Genomic DNA, 19,785 nt, shown 5'->3' with positions numbered 1-19,785 from the left:
ACCCACCTGGGTCGGCGCCTCAGTGCGCACACTGACGAAATTCGCACCGAATCCCCGATGCGGCGGGCTGCGCGCGTTCCTAGCGTGAGGTCGTCCCGACCTTGCGAACCAGGAGCGAACCATGTCGAAACGCCTCACTCTGACCATCGCCGCCGCTGCCGCGGCGACCGCGCTCCTGTTCACGGGGCTCGCGCCGGCGAACGCCGCCGATCCGTGGGACCCGGCGATCGAACGCATCGGCGGCAGCGACCGCTACGACACCGCCGTGAAGATCTCCAAGAAGTTCCCGGCGAACATCGGCTACCTCTTCATCGCCACCGGCGAGGCCTTCCCAGACGCACTCGGAGCATCCGCGGTCGCGGGCCACTTCGGCAGCCCGCTCCTGCTCGTCACGCGCACGAGCGTGCCGGCCAACGTGGTCACCGAGATCAACCGCCTCAACCCCGACGCCATCGTCATCGTCGGCGGCACCGGCGTCATCTCGAACGCCGTGCAGACCAAGCTCGCGACGCTCGCCCCGGTCGTCACCAGGGTCGCGGGCAGCGATCGCTACGCGACCAACCGCAAGACGAACGAGTTGGCGTACGACGCCGTGGGCAACCCCCCGTCGCTCGCGCTGGTCGCAACCGGTCGCGACTATCCCGACGCACTGGCGGCGGGCGTCGTCGGCGGCCTCCGCAGCTACCCGGTCGTCCTGGTCAACGGCTCGGCCGCGGCGCTCGATGCCGCGACGAAGACCCACCTCGCCGACATCGGCGTGCAGAACGGCGCAGGCATCATCGGCGGAACCGGCAGCGTCTCGACGGGCATCGAGAACGGGCTCACCACCCTGTTCCCGGGCAACGTGTTCCGAGCGAGCGGCCCCGACCGGTTCGCGACGAGCGCCAAGGTGCGTGACATCTTCTTCGCCGCCCACGACACGGCCTTCCTGGCGACCGGCGCCGGCTTCGCCGACGCCCTCGCCGGCGGTCCGCTCGCTGCGAGCGTGGACGGCGGACTCGGCGGGCCGCTCTACCTCGTGCAGAAGAACTGCATCCCGGCGCCCGTGCTGACCCGGCTGCAGGCGGACCAGCCCTCCAAGGTCGTGCTGCTCGGCGGAACGGGCACCCTCACCGCCGACGTCGCGAACCTGAAGCCCTGCTGACGCACGCCGCACACGGGTCGCGGCCCGGACCGGATTCGTATCCGGGCCGGGCCGCGTACCCGTCGGCCTGGACTCAGAGCCCCGAGTACGCGTGCAGTCCCTTGAAGAACAGGTTGACGACGGTGAAGTTGAAGAGCACCGTCGAGAAGCCGATGATGGCCAGCCACGCCGACCGCGACCCGCGCCAGCCGCGCGTGGCCCGGGCGTGGATGTACCCGGCGTAGACCACCCAGATGATGAAGGTCCACACCTCCTTGGTGTCCCAGCCCCAGTAGCGGCCCCACGCGGCCTCGGCCCAGATGGCGCCCGCCATGAGGGTGAAGGTCCAGAGGATGAAGCCGATGATGATGACGCGGTACGCGAGGTTCTCGAGCGTGGCCGAGTCGGGCAGGGTGGCCAGGAACGAGCGCTTCGCAGCCTTGGCCGAGGCGACGATCGACTCGCGCCTGGCCTGCATGAGCTGCACGACCGAGAGCGCGAAGCCGAGGGCGAGGAACCCGACGGCCGACGTCGCGACGAACACGTGGATCACGAGCCACGCCGACTGCAGTGCCGGCGGCAGCGGCACGACGCTGACGTAGAAGTTCACGGTCGCGATGCCGAGCAGCACGAGCACGAGCCCGGTGATGAACGTGCCGAGGAACCGCAGGTCGTGCTTGGAGACCACGAGCACGAGCAGGTACACGGTCGTGATGACCAGTGTTCCGGTGAGCGCGAACTCGTACATGTTGGCCCACGGCACACGGCCGGCGGCGAGTCCGCGCGTGATGTCGGCCGCGAGGTGCAGCGCCCACGCGAGCACGGTCATCGCGACGCCCACGCGCAGCGACGGGGAACGCCCGTAGGCGATGCTCGCGCCGTCGACGCCTCGGCCGGCGCCGTCCTGGGCCGGTCGAACGGATGCCGCAGGGCCCGCGGTCGTCGGCGCGGGACCGCCGACCGACGATGCCGAACCGCGCTCCGCCGCAGCGGCGCCGACCGTCGCGGGCGTGCCGACGCCGGCTCGCGCCGTGGGAACGGGCGTCACGGCGTCGGCCGCGGCATCCGCAGCCTTGGTCGCGGCCGCGGAGCGACGCGCGAGGTCGATCGCATACGCGATGAACGCGATCGCGTACACGGCCATGGCCGAGTACACGAGGGTGATGGAGATGTCGTCGAGCGTCACGGCTACAACCTTACGTCGTGGGTTTCGCCGGATCACCGGCGGATTCGGATGCCTCGGAGCCGACGTGCGGCGCGGCCCCGCCGTGGCGGTCGGCGAACGAGCCGACCGCGTCGTCGAGGCCCGGGTCCTCGCCGCGCGCGAGGCCGGCGTACTCGAGCACGACGGTGCCGTCGGCGCGCTTCGCCGCCTTCACCCACATGCGGCGCCGCGGAATGAACAGCGAGACGAGCAGGCCGGCGATGATGAGGATCGCGAAGACGAGCACCCAGCCCTGCGAGGGGTCGCGGTGGATGTCGAAGCTCGCGAACCGGTCGACGCTGTGCGAGTAGTCGCCGTCGGCGGCGTTCGGGAGGCCCTCGGGCGTGGCGTCCTCGAACGTGACGGTGCCGAGCCCGTTCGGCAGGTCCTGCGTCTCGCCGGGCATGAGCTCGATCGAGTCGACGCCCGTGTCGCCGCCGGTGAGCTGCTCCATGGTCGACGGGTCGAGCGTGTAGACGGAGGTCGGCGTTCCGCCGTCGATGCCGAGGTCGCCCGCGTAGACGTTGAGGGTGAGCACGGGGTAGACGAGGTCGGGATACGTCGACGCGTACGCGCCCGAGTCGAGCGTGGTCTGCGTCGGGTACAGGAACCCGATCATGCCGAGCTGCTCCGGCATGCCGTCGGGAACCTTGACGACGCCGATCGAGGTGAGGTTCGCGTCCTGCGGGAGGAACGGGATCGCGTCGGTGAACACGACCTCCCCCTCTGCGTTCTCGACCGTGATCGTCGGCGCGTAGCCGTTGCCGAGCAGGTACACGTCGGTGCCGTGGGCCCGCAGCGGGTGGTTGACTTTGACCTCGCCCTCGACGGCCTCGTCGGCGTCTCGCGCCGTGATCTCGACGGTCGCCGTGAAGTCGACGGGCTGGCCGAGCGCCTCCTGGTTCTGCGTCTCGTACACGGCGTCGAGGTCGGTGAGCTCGAGCTTGTACGGATCGAGGGTGGCATCGTCGAAGAAGCGACCCGGGTTGAACGAATCGTAGGCCGCGAGGGTGTTCACGAACGACTGCCCCTCGACCACGACGCGCTGCCCCGCGAACCCGAACCCGCCGCCGATGGCGACCGTGACCAGCACGCCGAGCAGCGCGCTGTGGAAGACGAGGTTCCCGGTCTCGCGGAGGTATCCGCGCTCGGCCGACACCGAGGGCTCGCCGCGCAGTTCGTACCGCTCGACGCGGTACCCCGCCCGCTTGAGGTCGGCCGCGGCGCGGTCGATCGCGGCATCCGGCGTCTCCGTCTCGGGCAGGGCGCGTTCGGTGTACCCGGCCAGCCTGGCCAGGCGCGCGGGGGTGCGCGGGGGCCGGGCCCGTAGCGCGTCGAAGTGGTGCTTCGTGCGCGGGATGATGCATCCGATCAGCGACACGAACAGCAGCAGGTACACGGCCGAGAACCACGCCGACGTGTAGACGTCGAACATCTGGAACCCGTCGAGCACGGGGGCGAGGTTCGGGTTGTCGGCGAAGTACTGCGTGACGCCGTTGGGGTCGCTCGAACGCTGCGGCACGAGCGAGCCGGGCACGGCCGCGATCGCGAGCAGCAGCAGGAGCAGGAGGGCGGTGCGCATGCTCGTGAGCTGGCGCCACGCGAAGCGCAGCCAGCCGACGACGCCCAGCTTCGGTTGGGTGACGGATGCCTCGACCGAGGGTTCGGGCGAATCGATGTGGTCGTCGGGTCGCGAGAGCGCGCCCGGGTCAGATCGCGGGGACAAAGCCGGAGATCACCGCCTGCAGTTCGTACATCCAGATGGTCCAGAGACCCGAGAGCATGAGCACGCCGATCGCGATGAGCAGCGAACCGCCGATGATGTTGATCGTGCGGATGTGCCGGCGGAGGAACGCCAGGGAGCCGGTCACCCAGCCGAAGCCGAGCGCGACGAGCAGGAACGGGATGCCGAGGCCGATGCAGTACGCGAGCCCGAGCAGGACGCCCCGCCACAGCGACCCCGAACCGGCGCTGAGCGAGAGCACGACGGCGAGCGTCGGACCGATGCACGGCGTCCACCCGAGGCCGAAGACGACGCCGAGGAGGGGCGCGCCGGCCAGCCCGGTCGCGGGCCGCCACGACGGCTTGATCGTGCGCTGCAGGAACGTGAACTGCCCGATGAACACGAGGCCCATGACGATGAGCACGACCCCGAGGAACCGGGTGATGACCTCGCCGTACGCGTTGAACCACGCCCCGGCGACGCCCGCGAGCAGGTTGAACGTGACGAACACCGCGGTGAAGCCGGCGACGAAGAGCAGCACCCCGAGCACGAGGCGGCGGCGGTGACGGCGCTCCTCCGCGGCATCCGCCGACGCTTCGACGAATCCGCCGATGTAGCCCAGGTACCCGGGCACGAGCGGGAGCACGCACGGGGAGAGGAACGAGACGATGCCCGCGAGGAGGGCGATCGGCACGGCCGCGAGCAGTTGGCCGTTGAGCACGACCTCTCCGATGCCGCCCACGCTAGGCCTGCTCGTCGAGCACGCGGTCGACGAGCGACGACAGGATCGACGTGTCGGTGACCTGTCCGAGGACGCGCGCGGCGACGCGCCCCTGCTGGTCGAGCACGATCGTCGTGGGCACGGCCGAGGGCGGCACGGGGCCGGCGAACGCGAGCTGCGCCTCGCCCGACTCGACGTCGATGATCGACGGGTACGTCACGCCGTAGGTCTGCTCGAACGCGGCGGCCGTGTCGGCCTGGTCGCGCACGTTGACCCCGATGAAGGCGACCTCGTCGGGCGCGTAGCTCTGGTGCACCTCTTCGAGCACGGGCGACTCGACCCGGCAGGGCGCGCATCCGGCGTACCAGAAGTTCACGACCGTGACCTCGCCGAGGGTGTCGGCCGAGTCGAACTCGTCGCCCTCGACCGTCTCGCCGCCGAACGTGATCGGCTCGCCCCGGTCGTCGGCCGCGAACTCCGAGATGCTGCCGTCGCCCGCGATGTAGTTCTTGCCGCTGCCCTCGCGGAACTGGTCGGCCAGCGGGTCGGTCGAGCAGCCGGTCAGCAGCAGGGCGGATGCCGCGACGAGCGCCGCGACGCCGGTCGAGAACCGACCCCCTCGCCCGCCGGTCGAGAACCGAGCCCCCTCGCCGGTCGAGGAGCGAGCGAAGCGAGCATCTCGAGACCCAGCTTCAGAAGGCATTCGGCGCATCACACGGCTCCAACGTCGGTGGCCTGCGCGGCGAGGCCGGCGGCGGGATCACGGTAGTCGACCTCCACGAAGCGGTCGCCTCGACGCTCGAGCGTGGTGATGCTCGAGAGCGCGCAGCGGCGGCGGCGCGGGTCGTGCGCGAGCGAGAGGCCCGCGAGCCTGCGGTGCACCATCCAGATCGGGAGCTGGTGGCTGACGATCACGACGTCGCCGGAGTCGACCGACGCCCACGCGTCGTCGGCGGCCGCGAGCATGCGTCTCGCGATCGAGCCGAACGCCTCGCCCCAGCTCGGCTCCCACGGGTTCACCAGGAACCGCCAGTTGCGCACATCGCCGAGGGCGCCGCCCGGGCCGGTCATGCGCTTGCCCTCGAAGCGGTTCTCGGGCTCGATGACGCGCTCATCGAGCTCGGGCTCCAAGCCGAACGCGGCCGTCATCGGCTCGGCGGACTGCTGCGTGCGCTGCAACGGAGACGCGACGAGCCCCGTCACCGGTCGGCCGGCGGAGACGAGCAGGTCGGCCGCGGACTGCGCCATCTGCCGCCCCAGGTCGGAGAGCCCGTAGCCGGGGAGTCGCCCGTAGAGCACGCCCTGGGGGTTGAAGACCTCGCCATGGCGCACGAGATGGATCTGCTCGGCCGGCACGGTCTCCAGTCTAGGGAGCGGTTCCCTTTGAAATCGCCGTGCGCCGGTCGAGGAGGGAGCGCAGCGACCGTCTCGAGACCCCCGCCGAGGTTCGTGAAACCCCCCGAGGTAGGATGGTCGATTGTGAATGAACGCACCCTCGTCAAGAACCTCGCCGCCCTCCCCGACGGCCCCGTCACGATCGCAGGATGGGTCGAGACCGTCCGCGATCAGAAGAAGGTGCAGTTCGTCATCCTCCGCGACGAGTCCGGTGCCGTGCAGGTCGTGAACCCCGCGACGCGCGAGCTCGACGAGGGCGCCGACGACGCGGCATCCGCTCGCCTGGCGACGACCGAGGCGATCTCGGCGCTCGCGCACGGCTCCTTCATCCGCGTCACGGGCGAGCTCAAGCACGACGAGCGCGTGAAGCTCGGCGGGCTCGAGGTCAAGCTCGCGAGCCTCGAGGTCGTCTCCGAGGCGAACCCCGAGACGCCCATCGCGTCCGACTCGAGCCTCGACAAGCGCATGGACTGGCGCTTCCTCGACCTGCGCAACCCGAAGCAGGCCCTCATCTTCCGCATCCAGACCACGTTCCTGCACGCGCTGCGCGGCGTCTGGGTCGAGAAGGGGCTCATCGAGATCCAGACGCCGAAGCTCATGGCCTCGGCATCCGAGTCGCGCGCCGAGCTCTTCGAGGTCGACTACTTCGAGGGCAAGGCGTACCTCGCCCAGAGCCCCCAGTTCTTCAAGCAGATGGCGCAGGCCGCGGGCTTCGGCGGCATCTTCGAGGTCGGCCCGGCCTTCCGCGCCGACCCCTCGTTCACGAGCCGCCACGCGACCGAGTTCACCTCGGTCGACACCGAGGTCAGCTGGATCGACTCGCATGAAGACGTCATGGCCCTGCACGAGGAGCTCATGGTCGCGGGCTTCCAGGCCGTGGTCGACGCGCACGGCGCGGCGATCCAGGAGCACTTCGGCATCGAGCTGACCGTGCCCTCTCGCCCGTTCCCGCGCATCCCGCTCGCCGAGGCGAAGCAGATCGTGGCCGACCGCGGCTACGTCGTGCCCCGCGCCGACGCCGACATGGACCCCGAGGGCGAGCGCCAGATCTCGACGTACGTGAAGGAGGAGCTCGGCCACGACTTCGTGTTCCTCACCGACTACGCGTCGAGCATCCGGCCGTTCTACCACATGCGCCACGAGGGCGACCCGAGCCTCACGAACTCCTACGACCTCATCTACAACGGCGTCGAGATCTCGACCGGCGCCCAGCGCGAGCACCGCGTCGACGTGCTCGTCGAGCAGGCGAAGGAGAAGGGCCTCGACCCCGAGGAGCTCGGGTTCTACCTCGACTTCTTCCGTTACGGCGTGCCGCCGCACGGCGGCTTCGGCATGGGCCTCGCGCGCGTGCTGATGCTCATGCTGGGCGAGTCCTCGATCCGCGAGACCACGTACCTGTTCCGCGGGCCGACGCGCCTGCTGCCCTGATCGGCGCTCCGCGCGGTTGACGGCACGGGCGGATCTTCGCCGCGTGCCCGCGCGGACCGTCGACACGGACGGTCCGCGTGCGACAGACTGCTGGGATCGAAGCCCTGCTCCTGTCCTTCGCACTCGTGCTGCTCGCCGCGATCCTGATCTCGGGCGTCGCGCACCGCACGGTGCTGTCGACGACCGTGCTCTTCCTCGCCGCCGGCTTCGTGCTCGGCAGCGGCATGCTCGACGTCATCGAGCTGGCGCCGGCCGATCCGGTGGTCACGACGATCTCGTCGTTCGCCCTCTTCGTGGTGCTCTTCACCGACGGGCAGGAGGTCGGCCTCCGCGAGCTGCGTGCGGCGTGGAAGCTGCCGGGCCGCGCGCTCCTGCTGGGCATGCCCATCACCTTCGTCATCAGCACGCTGCTGGGAGTCTGGCTGCTCGACCTGTCGTGGCTCGAGGCGATGCTCGTCGCGGCGGTGCTCGCCCCGACCGACCCGGTGTTCGCGTCGGCGATCGTCGGGCGCGGTGAGATCCCGTTCCGGGTGCGCAACCTGCTCGGCGTCGAGTCCGGCCTCAACGACGGGTTGGCGCTGCCGGTGGTGCTCATCCTCATCTCGGCCATCGGGGGGCCCGACGCCGAGGCGTGGGAACTCATCGTCGAGCTCGGGTCGGGCATCGCGATCGGCATCCTCGTGCCCCTGATCGTGTCGTGGCTCGTGCGCCTGCGCGTCTTCTCGCGCACCCCGCTGTACGCGGCGCTCACCCCGATCGCGGTCATGCTCATCGTGCTCGGCGTCTGCCTCGCGACGCACGCGAACCTCTACCTCGCGGCGTTCTCGGCCGGCATCACGATCGCCACCGTCGCCCCCGAGATGCGCGACGCCTTCCACGAGTTCGGCGGCCAGATCTCCGAGCTCGTGAAGCTGCTCGCCGTGCTCATGTTCGGGGCGCTCATCTCGCCCCAACTCCTCGCCGACGTGCCGTTCGCGGGATACCTGTACGCGATCCTGCTCCTCGTGCTCGCCCGGCCGCTCGCCGTCGAGCTGTCGCTCCTCGGCAGCGGGCTGCCGTGGGAGGAGCGGGCGACCGCCGCCTGGTTCGGGCCGAAGGGATTCGCCTCGGTGCTGTACGGGCTGCTCGTGCTCTCGAGCGGCGCCGAGAACGCCGACTACATGTTCCACGTCATCGTCGTGGCGATCGTGCTGTCGATCGTCGCCCACTCCTCGACGGACGTGCCCATCGCGGCCTGGTTCGCCAGGCGCGAGGCCGAAGACGTGCGCACCGGTCGCATCCAGGTACCGCCGTCGTCGGACCCGTCGCGCGCGAATCCGCCGAGCTGAGTCGGTCGACCGCGTCGGCCTCGTTTCGAACGTCAGTCGCTCGGCGAAGCGGGCGCCGCCAGCGCCGCCTCGACGGTCGGGAACTGGCGCCCCTCGGCTCGCACCCGCTGGAACACGTCGGTGCGCAGCGCGATCTCCTCGACGGCGGGCTCGACGTGCGCGATCCGGAGTTCGTGACCGGAGGCCGTGAGCTCCCTCCCGAGGTCCTCGAACATCTCGATGACCGTGACCGAGATGTCCTCGATGCGCGTGCCGTCGAGCACGACGATGCGGGCGCCGGCCTCCTTCTCGACCGCGGCGAGGATCGCCTGTTCGGTCGCCTGCGCGTTCGCGGTGAACAGCGCGCCGAGGGGTCTCACCACGATCGCGTCGGCTGAAGCCCGGTCGACGCGGATGCGCACCTTCGACAACGCCATGAGCACGAGCACCAGGGTGATGACGACGCCGGCGGCGACCGCGGTCAGGAGGCCTGCGGAGAGACCGATGAGCGCGGTGACGAGGGCGATCCAGAAGTCTCGGCGCGAGATCCTCCACATCAGGACGATCGCGCGCACGTCGATGAGGCCGAAGACCGCGACGAACACGAGGGCCGCGAGGGAGGCCTCGGGCAGCAGTGAGAGCACCGGGCCGAGGAAGAGACCGACGAGCACCGCGAGCGCGACGGTCACGAGCGAGGAGAGTTGGGTGCGGGCGCCGGCGTTCTGGTTCACGGCGCTCTGCGAGAACCCGCCCGCCGCCGGCAGTGTCGAGAAGAACGAGCCGACGATGTTGGCCGCCGAGGTCGCGAGGAGCTCCTGATTGCTGTCGATCGGGGGTTCGCCGGCCTTGCGGATGCCTCGCGCGACGGCGGCCGATTCGAGGAACGCCATGACGGCGATCGAGAGCGCGCCCGGCAGCAGCGCGCCCACGTTCTCGAGGCTCGGCAGGCCGGGGACGGGGAACCCCTCGGGCACGGGTGCGATGAGCTCGACCCCGGCAGCCCGCAGCCCGCCGAACGCGGCGAGCGCGATGCCCGCCCCCACGACGATCAGGGGCGCGGGCACGCGAGGCAGGAACCTCTTGAAGAGGAAGAGCACGGCCACGGATGCCGCGGAGAGCACGACCGTCGCCGGATTGGCGCTGCCGAGGTCGCCGAGCACCGCATTCAGCGACGTCACGAAGCCCTGCCCGGTCGGATTGCCCTCCTCGCCGAGGAGCTTCGGCAGCTGCCCGACGGCGACGGTCGCGCCGACGCCGATCTGGATGCCGACGACCGTGGGTCGGTTGATGATCTCGACGAGGGTGCCGAGACGGAGCAGCCGGGCGACCAGGAGGATCAGTCCGACGAGCAGGGTGAGCGTGATGAGGTCGCGCGGGATGTCGTCGCTCGACGCGGTGACGCCCGCACTCACGAACGTGGTCGCGGTGAGCGTCGCGATGGTCGACGTGGTCGAGACGCTCATCGCCCGGGAGCCGCCGAGCATCGCATACACGAGCATGGGAACCATGCACGTGTAGAGGCCCACCTGCACGGGCAGGTCGGCGATCGTCGCGTAGGCCATGGCCTGCGGGATGACGACGGCGCCGGCGGAGAGCCCGGCGAGGATGTCGCGGCCGAGCCACGCACGCTGATAGCCCCGAAGGGTCGGCAGCACGATTCCGCGACGCGCGCCCGGCCGCGGGCTCACTCCGGCCTCATCCGGCTGCCGGGTCCACGAACACGTTCGACCAGTCGTCGCGCACGCTGACGACCGTGTACCCGCGTTCGTCGACGGCGGCGAGCGCGGCATCCGCGCCCTTGTCGTAGGCCGGATCGCCACGGCCCGTGTCGTCGTGGTGGATGAGCAGGGCGAGCCCATCGCCCTTGCGGGTGAAGTCGAGCATCGGCATGTCGCCGTTGGAGTTGCCGCAGGCGATGAGCGGGCGGCGACCGATGCGGGTCCAGATGCGCACGGGCTTCTCGGGGCCGTCGTCGAAGAAGTCGAGTCCGGCGGTGTAGCGGACCTCGTGCGAATCCTCGTCCCACGCCAGACCGAGTGCCGACCCGACCACGTGCTCGGGCGGGATGCCGTAGTAGGCCTCGGTCATCGGGCGCATGAAGTCGCGTTCGCCGCCCGAGACGATGTACACCGTGAAGCCGTTCGCCTCGAGGTAGCGCAGCAGTTCGACCATGGGCCGATAGACCGCGTCGGCGTACGGGGTTCCGAGCGTGAGGTGCTTCGCCTTCTCGTAGAACTCGGCGACGGATGCCGCGTAGTCGTCGACGCTCATGCCGGCGGTCACGCCGACGAGCGCGCCGATGAGCACCTTCAGGTCGCTGTCGTCGCCCTCGTAGTGCTTGTCGACCGATCCGCCGAGCCAGCCGTAGTCGCCGGTCACCGCCGCCTTGTACGGCTGCCGCTCGGCGAGCGACGGGTCGGCCTCGGCCTGTTTGCGCCACTGCTCGACGACGTAGTGCAGCTGGGTCGGCATCGGCTTCTCGGTCCAGAGGGTGCCGTCGTTGTCGAACACGGCGACGCGTTCGGCCTCGGGCACCGCGTTCGGCCCCGAGGAGACGCGCTCGACGAACGCCGTGATCGCGCGGCGAGTGGGCGTGTCGACCCATGAGGCCAGTTCGTTCGTCATTCGGGTTCCTCTCGAATAAGGGGGCGGATGCGCGCGGCATGCGCAACCGCGGGATCGAATCGATCAGTCGCGCGACATCGCCGCGGCGAGGTGCGCCTCGAGGTCGAGGTACGCGTCGTCGGCGATGTCGAACACGACACGTGCGATCTCGCCGCCCGTGAAGTCGAATCCGTATCCGTACATCGACGACACCGGGTCGGCACTGTCGCGCCCGATCGTGAGGCCCTCGCCGCAGAGCGAGAAGTGGCCGAGCACGGTGCGGATCTGCTGCTCGCCGACCTGCTGGTCGTCGAGGTACAGCTTGAGCGGCCCGACGCCCTCGCGGTACTCGCCCATGCCCTCCTTCGTGAACTCCACGCCGATGATGTGCTTGCCCGACGTCGGCACGGGAGCCGAGATGCGGTTCTCGGGCGGGATGCCGAGGAAGTTGTAGATGTAGTGCACCTGGCCGTCCTTCACGACGAGCGCGTGCCCGCCGAACCTCGACCCGTGCGCGAAGATCACGCCCTGGCTCTCGGCGGTGAGCTCGACCTCTGCGGCGATCTTGTATGAGACGCCGTGCACGTTGGCGGCGCTGCGCTCGGGCACCTCCGAGGTGCCGGGGTAATAGATGTACCGCCCGCTCGGCGGGGTCGGCTGGTGGAACTCCATGCCGATGAACGTCTCGAAGTCCTTCGGGTTGCCGATGATCTGCAGGTCGTTCAACGGCAGCACATCATTGGCCTTCGCCTCCTCGAGCCACAGGGCCTTCAGCTCCTCGAGCTTCTCGGGGTGCTCGGCCGCGAGGTCGTGCGCCTCCGCCCGGTCGACGTCGGTGTGGAAGAGCTGCCAGACGTCGTTCTCGAATCCGCTCATGCCGGCCATCGGCCCGTGCTCGGCGACGGCCTTCCAGCCCTCGTGCCAGATGCCACGGCTGCCGAGCATCTCGTAGTACTGGGTCTTCTTCTCGGTCGGGCCGTCGGCCGCGAACGAGTACCCCATCGAGACGCCCGAGAGCGGCGTCTGCTCGACGCCCGCGTAGACCTCGGGCATCGTCACGCCGCAGGCCTCGAGGATGGTCGGCACGATGTCGGTCGAGTGGTGGTACTGCGACCGGATCTCGCCCCTCGCCTCGAACCCGGCCGGCCAGTGGATGACGAGCGGGTCGCACACGCCGCCTTGGTACGAGTAGCGCTTGAACATGCGGTACGGGGTCGAGAAGGCCATGGCCCACCCGGTCGGGTAGTGGTTGTACGTGTCGGGGCTGCCGAGCTTGTCGACGAGCCGGAGGTTGTCGGCCTCGTCGTCGGGGTACCCGCCGAAGATCTTGCCCTCGTTGACCGAGCCGTTGGGGCTGCCCTCGCCCGATGCCCCGTTGTCGGCGCAGTACAGGATGAGGGTGTTCTCGAGCTGCCCCGACTCCTCGAGGTAGTCGACGATGCGGCCGACCTGCGCGTCGGTGTACTCGGAGAAGCCGGCGAACACCTCCGCCATGCGGCAGAACATCGCCTTCTCCTCGTCGGTGAGCTCGGCCCACGGCCGCACGAGGTCGGTCTGGGTGAACGTGCCGTCGGGCATCGGGTTCACCTCGGTAAGGTCGGTGTCGGCGGGGAGGATGCCGCGCTCGATCATGCGCGGCAGCACCCACTCGCGATAGGCCTCGTAGCCGTCGTCGAACCGGCCCATGTACTTGGCGATGTACTCCTCGGGCGCGTGGTGCGGTGCGTGGTTCGCGCCCGGGCAGAACCACAGGTACCAGGGCTTGTCTGGCTCGGTCTGCTTGACGTCGCGGATCATCTTGAGCGCCTGGTCGGCGAGATCCTTCGACAGGTGGTACCCGTCTTCAGGCAGGTACGGCTGGTCGATGTAGTGGTTGTCCTCTGCGAGCGAGGGGTACCAGTTGTTGGTCTCGCCGCCGATGAAGCCGTAGAACCGGTCGTACCCCTGAGCGAGCGGCCAGTTCTTCTTCGACGCTCCCGCCGTCCACTCGTCGATGGGCACGTTGTGGTTCTTGCCGACCCAGAACGTCGACCATCCGGCATCGCGCAGCACGTTCGCCATGGTCGCGTTCGAAGGCGGAATGTGGGAGTTGTAGCCGGGGAACCCGGTCGACGACTCCGAGATCGTCGCGAAGCCGTTCTGGTGGTGGTTGCGTCCCGTCAGGAAGGTCGACCGTGTGGGCGAGCAGAGCGCGGTCGTGTGCCACTGGCTGTAGGTCAGGCCGCCCTTCGCAAGGCGGTCCATGGTGGGCATGTCGATGCGCCCGCCGTACGGCGACCAGGCCGCGGTTCCGGTGTCGTCGTAGAGCACGACGAGCACGTTCGGCGCATGCTTCGGAGCCTTGTCGGGGAGGAAGGCATCCCAATCGGCCTTCGAATTCCGAACATCGAGTTCGATCTTGCCCGCGAATTCACGCACCAATGCGATTCCCCCTCTTGCATCGACGGGAACGAACGCGCCCCCGCGATTCACCATAGCCAGCGGGCGGCTTCGGCACACGAGGCAAAGGCTGGGAGTTCAAGACACGAGAGTTCCTCATCTCAACGGAATCGTTGAGAGTGTGGGGCGAGGACCCGCGGCACGTCGACCCGCGGCTCAGCGGCGCGCGAGCAGCGCCGTCTTCAGCCGCACCGGATCGACCCTCCAGTAGGCGTGCATCTCGTCGTCGATGAGGAGCACCGGGATCTCTTCGCCGTACCGTTCGGCGAGCGCGGCGTCGTCGAGGATCGAGCGCTCGCCGAGGGTGATCGACGGCGCGGCATCCGATGCGCCGACCTCGGCGACGACCGCCTGCACGATCTCGCGCGCGTCGTCGCAGAGGTGGCATCCGGGCTTGCCGATGAGGGTGAGGCGGATGTCTCGGGTCATGGATTCAGCCTAGGCGCGACGACGAGGCATCCGCTCGAAGCATCCGAGTTGCCCAACTTCGCACAGAAATGGGCAACTCGGTGGATACAGGGCAACTCGAGGAACCAATGCACCCAGGGACGACAGAAAGCGCCGAGCCCAATGGGCCGGCGCTTCAGTCGAGTCGACGAACGACTACTTCTTGTTGCGACGCTGGTGGCGCGTCTTGCGAAGCAGCTTGCGGTGCTTCTTCTTCGCCATACGCTTGCGGCGCTTCTTGATGACGGAACCCATCAGAACCTCACAGAAAAGATCGAGTCGGCCGCGCGAGTCGCAGCCGGTGGCCAGAAAGCCTCGGGATAGTCTAGCCGATTCGAGGCGTGCCCATGATCACTGCCCCGATCAGGTGGGTTACCGTCGAGGGATGCCCCGCCCAGAACCCGTGATCCGCACCACCGTCGAGGCCGACTGGGCCGAGGTGCGGGCGCTCCGGCTCGAGATGCTCGCCGACACGCCCATCGCGTACGGCGAGACGCTCGCGCAGGCCGAGCGCCACGGCGAAGCGGTCTGGCGGTTGCGCGCCGCCCGCGGCACGACGCCGGGCCAGACCTCGATCGTCGCGATCGACGGCGAGCGCTGGGTGGGCCACATGGGCGGTTACATCCCGGATGCCGCGTCCGGTCCGCTGCTCGTCGCGGTCTACGTCGCGCCCGCCTACCGCGGCGACCGCGCCGGCGTCTCGCGGCGCCTCCTCGAGGCCGTCGAGGCGTGGGCCGGCGAGCACGGGGACACGCTCCGGCTCGAGGTCCACGAGCGCAACCCGCGCGCCATCGCGTTCTACGAGAAGGTCGGCTTCACCCTGACGGGCCGTACGCGGGCGTACGAGCTCGCCCCCGGCGGTCTCGAACTCGAGATGATCAAGCCGCTCCGCTGAGCCCGCCGGTCGAGGAGGCGCGCCAGCTCGGATTCGCCGGTCGAGGAGGCGCGCCAGCGCCGTCTCGAGACCGCCCGCCGGCCGGTCACGACACGCTGCGCTCCTCGACCGCCGCCTACTTGCGCTTGATCGGCGCGACGACCGCGCTCACCTGGTGCGCGGTCTCGGCGAATGCCTTGCCGATGCGCGACGCAAAGGCGCGCTGCTCGGCGCGGAGGGCCTCGGCGTCGGATGCCTCGACGCCCGCGAGCATCGCCGCGTCGGCGGCGGCATCCGAGGACATGAAGGGGATCAGCCAGTCTTCGAGGGTCTCGAGCGGGCCGCGGTCGAGCCGGTAGTAGCGGTGCTGGCCCTCTTCGCGGACGCTCACGAGACCGGCCTCGCGCAGCACCTTGAGGTGCTTCGAGACGGTGGGCTGGCTGAGGCCGAGCGCGGCGACGATCTCGGAGACGCTGATCTCGCCGTGCGAGTCGGGTGAGACCTCCTCGCGCTCGAGCAGCACCGCAAGGATGTCGCGTCGGGTCGCGTCCGCCACCACGTCGAAGATGTCCGCCATGCCCCAAGGCTAGTCATTCCCGCCGAGGAGTACCATGACTCACGCGTTCGATCACAGAGCCATGGGGGTGTCGATGCGAGCACCGCTGGTCGGTCGGTTCGGGCGACCCGACAACCGGTCATGGCTCGGCACCATGCGCGACGCCGTCGACGCGTTCGTGCGCAACTCGCCCTCCCGGTTCGCCATCACCGTGTTCGCCGGGCTGATCCTCATCACGACCCTGCTCCTGGCGCTGCCGATCGCGAGGTCGGGCGCGGGCACCGGCGGCACGCCGCTCTACGACGCCCTGTTCACCGCCGTCTCGACGATCTGCGTCACGGGCCTGACCGTCGTCGACATGGCGACCCACTGGTCGCCCTTCGGCAATGCGGTGATCTTCATCGGCATGAACATCGGCGGCGTCGGCGTGCTGACGCTCGCCTCGATCCTCGGCCTCGTGATCTCCCGTCGACTCGGCCTCCGCGCCAAGCTCATGGCCGCGAGCGACAGCAATCCATCGCGAATCCACGTGGGGCCGGTGGCCGAGCGGCAGGCCGTGCGACTCGGCGAGGTGGGCGGCCTGCTGGTGACCGTCGCCGTGAGCACCCTCGCGATCGAAGCCGTCATCATGATCGGCATGATCCCGAGCGTGCTCGCCCGGGGCTTCGATTTCGGCACCAGCGTCTGGTACTCGGCCTACTACTCGGTGAGCGCGTTCACCAACACGGGCTTCGCGCCGAACCCGCTGGGACCTGTCGCCTTCTTCGACGACTACTGGTTCCAGTCGCTCATGATCCTCGCGGTGTTCCTCGGCAGCCTCGGCTTCCCGGTGATCTTCGCGCTCGCCCGCTCGTGGCGCACACCGCGCCGCTGGGGCGTGCACGTCAAGCTCACCCTCACGACGACGCTGATCCTGCTCGTCGCGGGCGCGATCACCTTCCTCATCCTCGAGTACAACAATCCGAAGACCTACGGCGCGTACGGCCTCGGCAAGACGCTGTACGAAGCGCTCTTCATGTCGACCATGACCCGCTCGGGAGGGTTCTCGACCATCGACATGTCCGACCTCTACGGGTCGAGCCTGCTCGTGACCGACATGCTGATGTTCGTCGGCGGCGGTTCGGCGTCGACCGCCGGCGGCATCAAGGTGACCACGCTCGCGGTGCTCTTCCTCGCGGCGTTCGCCGAGGCCCGCGGCGCGCCGTCCATGCAGGCCTTCGGGCGACGCATCCCCCGCGACATCCTCCGCCTCTCGGTGAGCGTCGTGCTGTGGGGCGCGACGATCGTGGCCGTGTCGACCGTGACCATCGCCCAGATCACCAAGGCACCGCTCGACTTCGTGCTGTTCGATGTGATCTCGGGATTCGCGACGTGCGGGCTGTCGACGGGCCTCACCGAGTCGCTCCCGCCCGAGGGCAAGTACGTCATGGCCGCCACGATGTTCATGGGCCGCGTTGGTACAGTGACACTCGCCGCGGCCCTCGCCGCGAGCCAGCGACGGCAGTTGTTCAAGCGTCCGGAAGAGAGGCCCATCGTTGGTTGATCGCATCAAGCACGACGCCCCGGTGCTCGTCATCGGCCTCGGCCGGTTCGGCGCGGCCACCGCGGGGCAGCTCGACCGGCTCGGCCGCGAGGTGCTCGCCGTCGACACCGACGAGAACCTGGTGCAGAAGTGGTCCGAGCGGGTCACGCACGCCGTGGTCGCCGACGCCAAGTCGATCGACGCGCTCCGCCAGATCGGCGCGCAGGACTTCTCGATCGCGGTCTGCGCGGTCGGGTCGTCGGTCGAGGCATCCGTGCTCATCACCGCGAACCTCGTCGACCTGAAGATCCCCCAGATCTGGGCCAAGGCCATCTCGGCGTCGCACGGCAAGATCCTCGAGCGCATCGGCGCGAACCACGTGATCTACCCCGAGCGAGAGGCGGGCGAGCGCACCGCGCATCTCGTCTCGGGCCGCATGCTCGACTTCATCGAGTTCGACGACGACTTCGCGCTCGTGAAGATGTACCCGCCGAAGCCGATCCGCGGCAAGAACCTCACCGAGTCGGGCGTGCGTTCCAAGCACCGCGTGACCGTGGTGGGCGTGAAGAGCCCCGGCAAGCCGTTCACGTACGCGACCGAGCAGACCGTGGTCTCGAACCACGACCTCATCATCGTCTCCGGCACCGAGGCCGACATCGAGAAGTTCGCCGCCCTCGAGTGACGGATGCCGCGGCATCCGTCGTTCGCTTCAGGCTGTGAGCATGAGCACGATGCCGATGACGCCCGCGACCACCGCGAGGCCGAGGAACACGAACCCGAGCAGGCGAAGGATGCGGCGCCCCGCGGGCGGTTCGTGCAGGCGAAGGTGCTCGGGCTCGCGTTCGCGGTAGTACGCCTGCTCCTCGCCGGGGCCGTCGACGTGGTGGCGCTCGGCGGCGCTCAACGGCCGCACGTGGAACTCCCCGCCGGCGAACCAGCGGACGACGATGCCGCCCGGCGCATCGGCGCCCGGCTCGTCGGCGATCACGGCGTCGGTGGGCAGCCACCGGCCGTCGGCGAGGCGGATCAGCAGCGCGAGGCCGAGGCACACGAGCCCCAGCCCGAGCCCCACCCAGCCGATGACCTCGGCGATCACGCCGATCGTGTCCCACGCGCTCATGTCGAGAACGCTACCGGCGCGGCGGGCCGCGACCCGGTCGGATGCCGCGGACGCGCCGAGCGGGTCCTGCCGCCGACAGTGCGTAGCCTTGCAGGGTGGACTGCCCGTACTTCGACGCCCGGCGATGCCGCTCGTGCTCGCTCATGGGCGAGCCGTACCCGGCGCAGGTCGACGCGAAGCAGGCCCTGGCCGAGCAACTGCTGGCCCCGTTCGGCGTCGGCACGTGGCATCCGCCCGTCGTGAGCGGCGAGCGCGACTACCGCAACAAGGCGAAGATGGTGATCGGCGGCACGGTCTCCTCCCCCACGATCGGCATCCTCGACGCCGACGGGCACGGCGTCGACCTGCAGGCGTGCGGCATCTGCTCCCCCGGCCATCGGGCCGCGTTCGGGCCGATCGCGCGGTTCATCACGCTCGCGCGCATCACCCCGTACGACGTGCCGACCCGCACGGGCGAACTCAAGCACCTCATCGTGACCGAGTCGCCCGACGGCGAACTCATGGTGCGCTTCGTGCTGCGCTCGACCGAGCCCGTGGCGCGCATCCGCAAGCACCTGCCGGCGCTGCTGGCCGACCTGCCGAACACGCGGGTCGTGAGCGTGAACGTGCTGCCCGAGCACAAGGCCGTGCTCGAGGGCGAGCACGAGATCGTGCTCACCGAGCAGCAGACGCTCGCGATGCGCCTGAACGACGTGACGATGCACCTGCGCCCGCAGAGCTTCTTCCAGACGAACACGGCCATCGCCGCGGCCCTCTACGCCGAGGCCCGCGAGTGGATCACCGACCTCGCTCCCGCCTCGGCGTGGGACCTCTACTCGGGCGTCGGCGGGTTCGCGCTGCACCTCGCGGGCGGCGGGGTTGCCGGGGCCGACGCCGGGCTGAACACCGGCCCGCTGGTCACCGGCATCGAGACGAGCGTCGAGGCCGTGGCGAGCGCCGAGCTCAGCCGAACGGATGCCGCCCTCCACCGGGTGCGCTTCGAGTCCGGGGATGCCACGCGCTTCGCGCTCGACGCGCCCGCCGCCGACGTACCCGACCTCGTGGTCGTGAACCCGCCGCGCCGGGGCATCGGGGCGGAGCTCAGCGGATGGCTCGAGGCATCCGACATCCGGCACGTGCTCTACTCGAGCTGCAACGCGACCTCGCTCGCGAAGGATCTCGCGGCCATGCCGTCACTGCGGCCGGTGCGGGCACGCGTGTTCGACATGTTCCCGCAGACCCCGCACTTCGAGGTCATGGTGCTGCTCGAGCGCACCCCGCCGGGCTCATAGCCTCGCCGGTCGAGGAGCGAAACGCCGGTCGAGGAGCGAAGCGTCTCGAGA

Annotated in this window: 19 protein-coding genes; 7 read left to right on the top strand and 12 right to left on the bottom strand. The window is 69.6% G+C overall.

Going from position 1 to position 19,785, the window contains the following annotated elements:
* Window positions 1-121: 121 nt before the first annotated feature.
* Window positions 122-1,144 carry a cell wall-binding repeat-containing protein gene (locus GQQ92_RS08465; RefSeq protein WP_156998756.1) on the top strand — a complete coding sequence of 341 codons (1,023 nt, stop codon included), beginning with the start codon at window positions 122-124 and terminating at the stop codon, window positions 1,142-1,144.
* 73 nt (window positions 1,145-1,217) lie between these two features.
* Here the strand turns inward: GQQ92_RS08465 and ccsB are convergent, their stop codons facing one another.
* Genes ccsB through GQQ92_RS08440 form a run of 5 tightly spaced genes read right to left on the bottom strand, consistent with a single transcriptional unit; the run spans window position 1,218 to window position 6,127 of the window.
* Window positions 1,218-2,267, bottom strand: coding sequence for a c-type cytochrome biogenesis protein CcsB (gene ccsB, locus GQQ92_RS08460; protein WP_156998850.1), 1,050 nt, complete (start codon window positions 2,265-2,267; stop codon window positions 1,218-1,220).
* 52 nt (window positions 2,268-2,319) lie between these two features.
* A complete protein-coding gene (gene resB / locus GQQ92_RS08455; RefSeq protein ID WP_156998755.1) occupies window positions 2,320-4,053 on the bottom strand; it encodes a cytochrome c biogenesis protein ResB in 1,734 nt (577 codons plus the stop codon).
* Window positions 4,037-4,792 carry a cytochrome c biogenesis CcdA family protein gene (locus tag GQQ92_RS08450; RefSeq protein WP_372493359.1) on the bottom strand — a complete coding sequence of 252 codons (756 nt, stop codon included), beginning with the start codon at window positions 4,790-4,792 and terminating at the stop codon, window positions 4,037-4,039. Before GQQ92_RS08450 ends, resB begins: the two co-directional genes overlap by 17 nt.
* A 1-nt stretch (window position 4,793) precedes the next feature.
* Entirely contained in the window at window positions 4,794-5,474 is a 681-nt protein-coding gene (locus GQQ92_RS08445) for a TlpA family protein disulfide reductase (RefSeq protein WP_156998754.1), read from the bottom strand.
* Window positions 5,475-5,482: 8 nt separating this feature from the next.
* Window positions 5,483-6,127 (bottom strand): histidine phosphatase family protein, encoded by a 645-nt coding sequence (locus GQQ92_RS08440; protein WP_156998753.1) that lies wholly within the window; start codon window positions 6,125-6,127, stop codon window positions 5,483-5,485.
* Between the two features lie 123 nt (window positions 6,128-6,250).
* Between GQQ92_RS08440 and aspS the strand changes: the two genes are divergently transcribed.
* Window positions 6,251-7,594 (top strand): aspartate--tRNA(Asn) ligase, encoded by a 1,344-nt coding sequence (aspS, locus tag GQQ92_RS08435; protein ID WP_232057575.1) that lies wholly within the window; start codon window positions 6,251-6,253, stop codon window positions 7,592-7,594.
* 77 nt (window positions 7,595-7,671) lie between these two features.
* Window positions 7,672-8,922 carry a cation:proton antiporter gene (locus GQQ92_RS08430; protein ID WP_156998752.1) on the top strand — a complete coding sequence of 417 codons (1,251 nt, stop codon included), beginning with the start codon at window positions 7,672-7,674 and terminating at the stop codon, window positions 8,920-8,922.
* A gap of 32 nt (window positions 8,923-8,954) precedes the next feature.
* Here GQQ92_RS08430 and GQQ92_RS08425 read toward each other — a convergent pair whose 3' ends face one another.
* From GQQ92_RS08425 to GQQ92_RS08405, 5 genes are all read right to left on the bottom strand, one after another.
* Window positions 8,955-10,589, bottom strand: coding sequence for a SulP family inorganic anion transporter (locus tag GQQ92_RS08425; RefSeq protein ID WP_232057574.1), 1,635 nt, complete (start codon window positions 10,587-10,589; stop codon window positions 8,955-8,957).
* Between the two features lie 7 nt (window positions 10,590-10,596).
* Entirely contained in the window at window positions 10,597-11,526 is a 930-nt protein-coding gene (locus GQQ92_RS08420; RefSeq protein ID WP_156998750.1) for an HAD family hydrolase, read from the bottom strand.
* A 63-nt stretch (window positions 11,527-11,589) separates the two neighbouring features.
* Window positions 11,590-13,923 (bottom strand): arylsulfatase, encoded by a 2,334-nt coding sequence (locus tag GQQ92_RS08415; RefSeq protein ID WP_308206744.1) that lies wholly within the window; start codon window positions 13,921-13,923, stop codon window positions 11,590-11,592.
* Between the two features lie 177 nt (window positions 13,924-14,100).
* A complete protein-coding gene (locus tag GQQ92_RS08410) occupies window positions 14,101-14,373 on the bottom strand; it encodes a glutaredoxin family protein (protein ID WP_156998748.1) in 273 nt (90 codons plus the stop codon).
* Between the two features lie 174 nt (window positions 14,374-14,547).
* Window positions 14,548-14,646, bottom strand: coding sequence for a 30S ribosomal protein bS22 (locus GQQ92_RS08405; protein ID WP_003792170.1), 99 nt, complete (start codon window positions 14,644-14,646; stop codon window positions 14,548-14,550).
* A 130-nt stretch (window positions 14,647-14,776) separates the two neighbouring features.
* On the opposite strand from GQQ92_RS08405, the gene GQQ92_RS08400 reads away from it, so the two are divergent.
* Window positions 14,777-15,286, top strand: coding sequence for a GNAT family N-acetyltransferase (locus GQQ92_RS08400; RefSeq protein WP_156998747.1), 510 nt, complete (start codon window positions 14,777-14,779; stop codon window positions 15,284-15,286).
* Window positions 15,287-15,401: 115 nt separating this feature from the next.
* On the opposite strand, the gene GQQ92_RS08395 is transcribed toward GQQ92_RS08400, so the two are convergent.
* Window positions 15,402-15,842, bottom strand: coding sequence for an ArsR/SmtB family transcription factor (locus GQQ92_RS08395; protein WP_156998746.1), 441 nt, complete (start codon window positions 15,840-15,842; stop codon window positions 15,402-15,404).
* 73 nt (window positions 15,843-15,915) lie between these two features.
* On the opposite strand from GQQ92_RS08395, the gene GQQ92_RS08390 reads away from it, so the two are divergent.
* Window positions 15,916-17,364, top strand: coding sequence for a TrkH family potassium uptake protein (locus GQQ92_RS08390; protein WP_156998745.1), 1,449 nt, complete (start codon window positions 15,916-15,918; stop codon window positions 17,362-17,364).
* Entirely contained in the window at window positions 17,357-18,025 is a 669-nt protein-coding gene (locus tag GQQ92_RS08385; RefSeq protein ID WP_156998744.1) for a potassium channel family protein, read from the top strand. Before GQQ92_RS08390 ends, GQQ92_RS08385 begins: the two co-directional genes overlap by 8 nt.
* A 27-nt stretch (window positions 18,026-18,052) precedes the next feature.
* On the opposite strand, the gene GQQ92_RS08380 is transcribed toward GQQ92_RS08385, so the two are convergent.
* Window positions 18,053-18,463, bottom strand: a complete 411-nt coding sequence (locus GQQ92_RS08380; protein WP_156998743.1) for a hypothetical protein — start codon at window positions 18,461-18,463, stop codon at window positions 18,053-18,055.
* 95 nt (window positions 18,464-18,558) lie between these two features.
* Here GQQ92_RS08380 and rlmC point away from each other — a divergent pair, with 95 nt between their 5' ends.
* Window positions 18,559-19,734: a 23S rRNA (uracil(747)-C(5))-methyltransferase RlmC gene (gene rlmC, locus GQQ92_RS08375; RefSeq protein WP_156998742.1), complete on the top strand. Its 1,176-nt coding sequence runs from the start codon at window positions 18,559-18,561 to the stop codon at window positions 19,732-19,734.
* The last annotated feature ends 51 nt before the right edge of the window (window positions 19,735-19,785 follow it).

Origin of the sequence: Agromyces terreus, from assembly GCF_009749465.1 — a bacterium.
Taxonomy (GTDB): domain Bacteria; phylum Actinomycetota; class Actinomycetes; order Actinomycetales; family Microbacteriaceae; genus Agromyces; species Agromyces terreus.
Note: the sequence above shows the minus strand (reverse complement) of the source record. Positions and strands in the feature narration are given on the sequence as shown.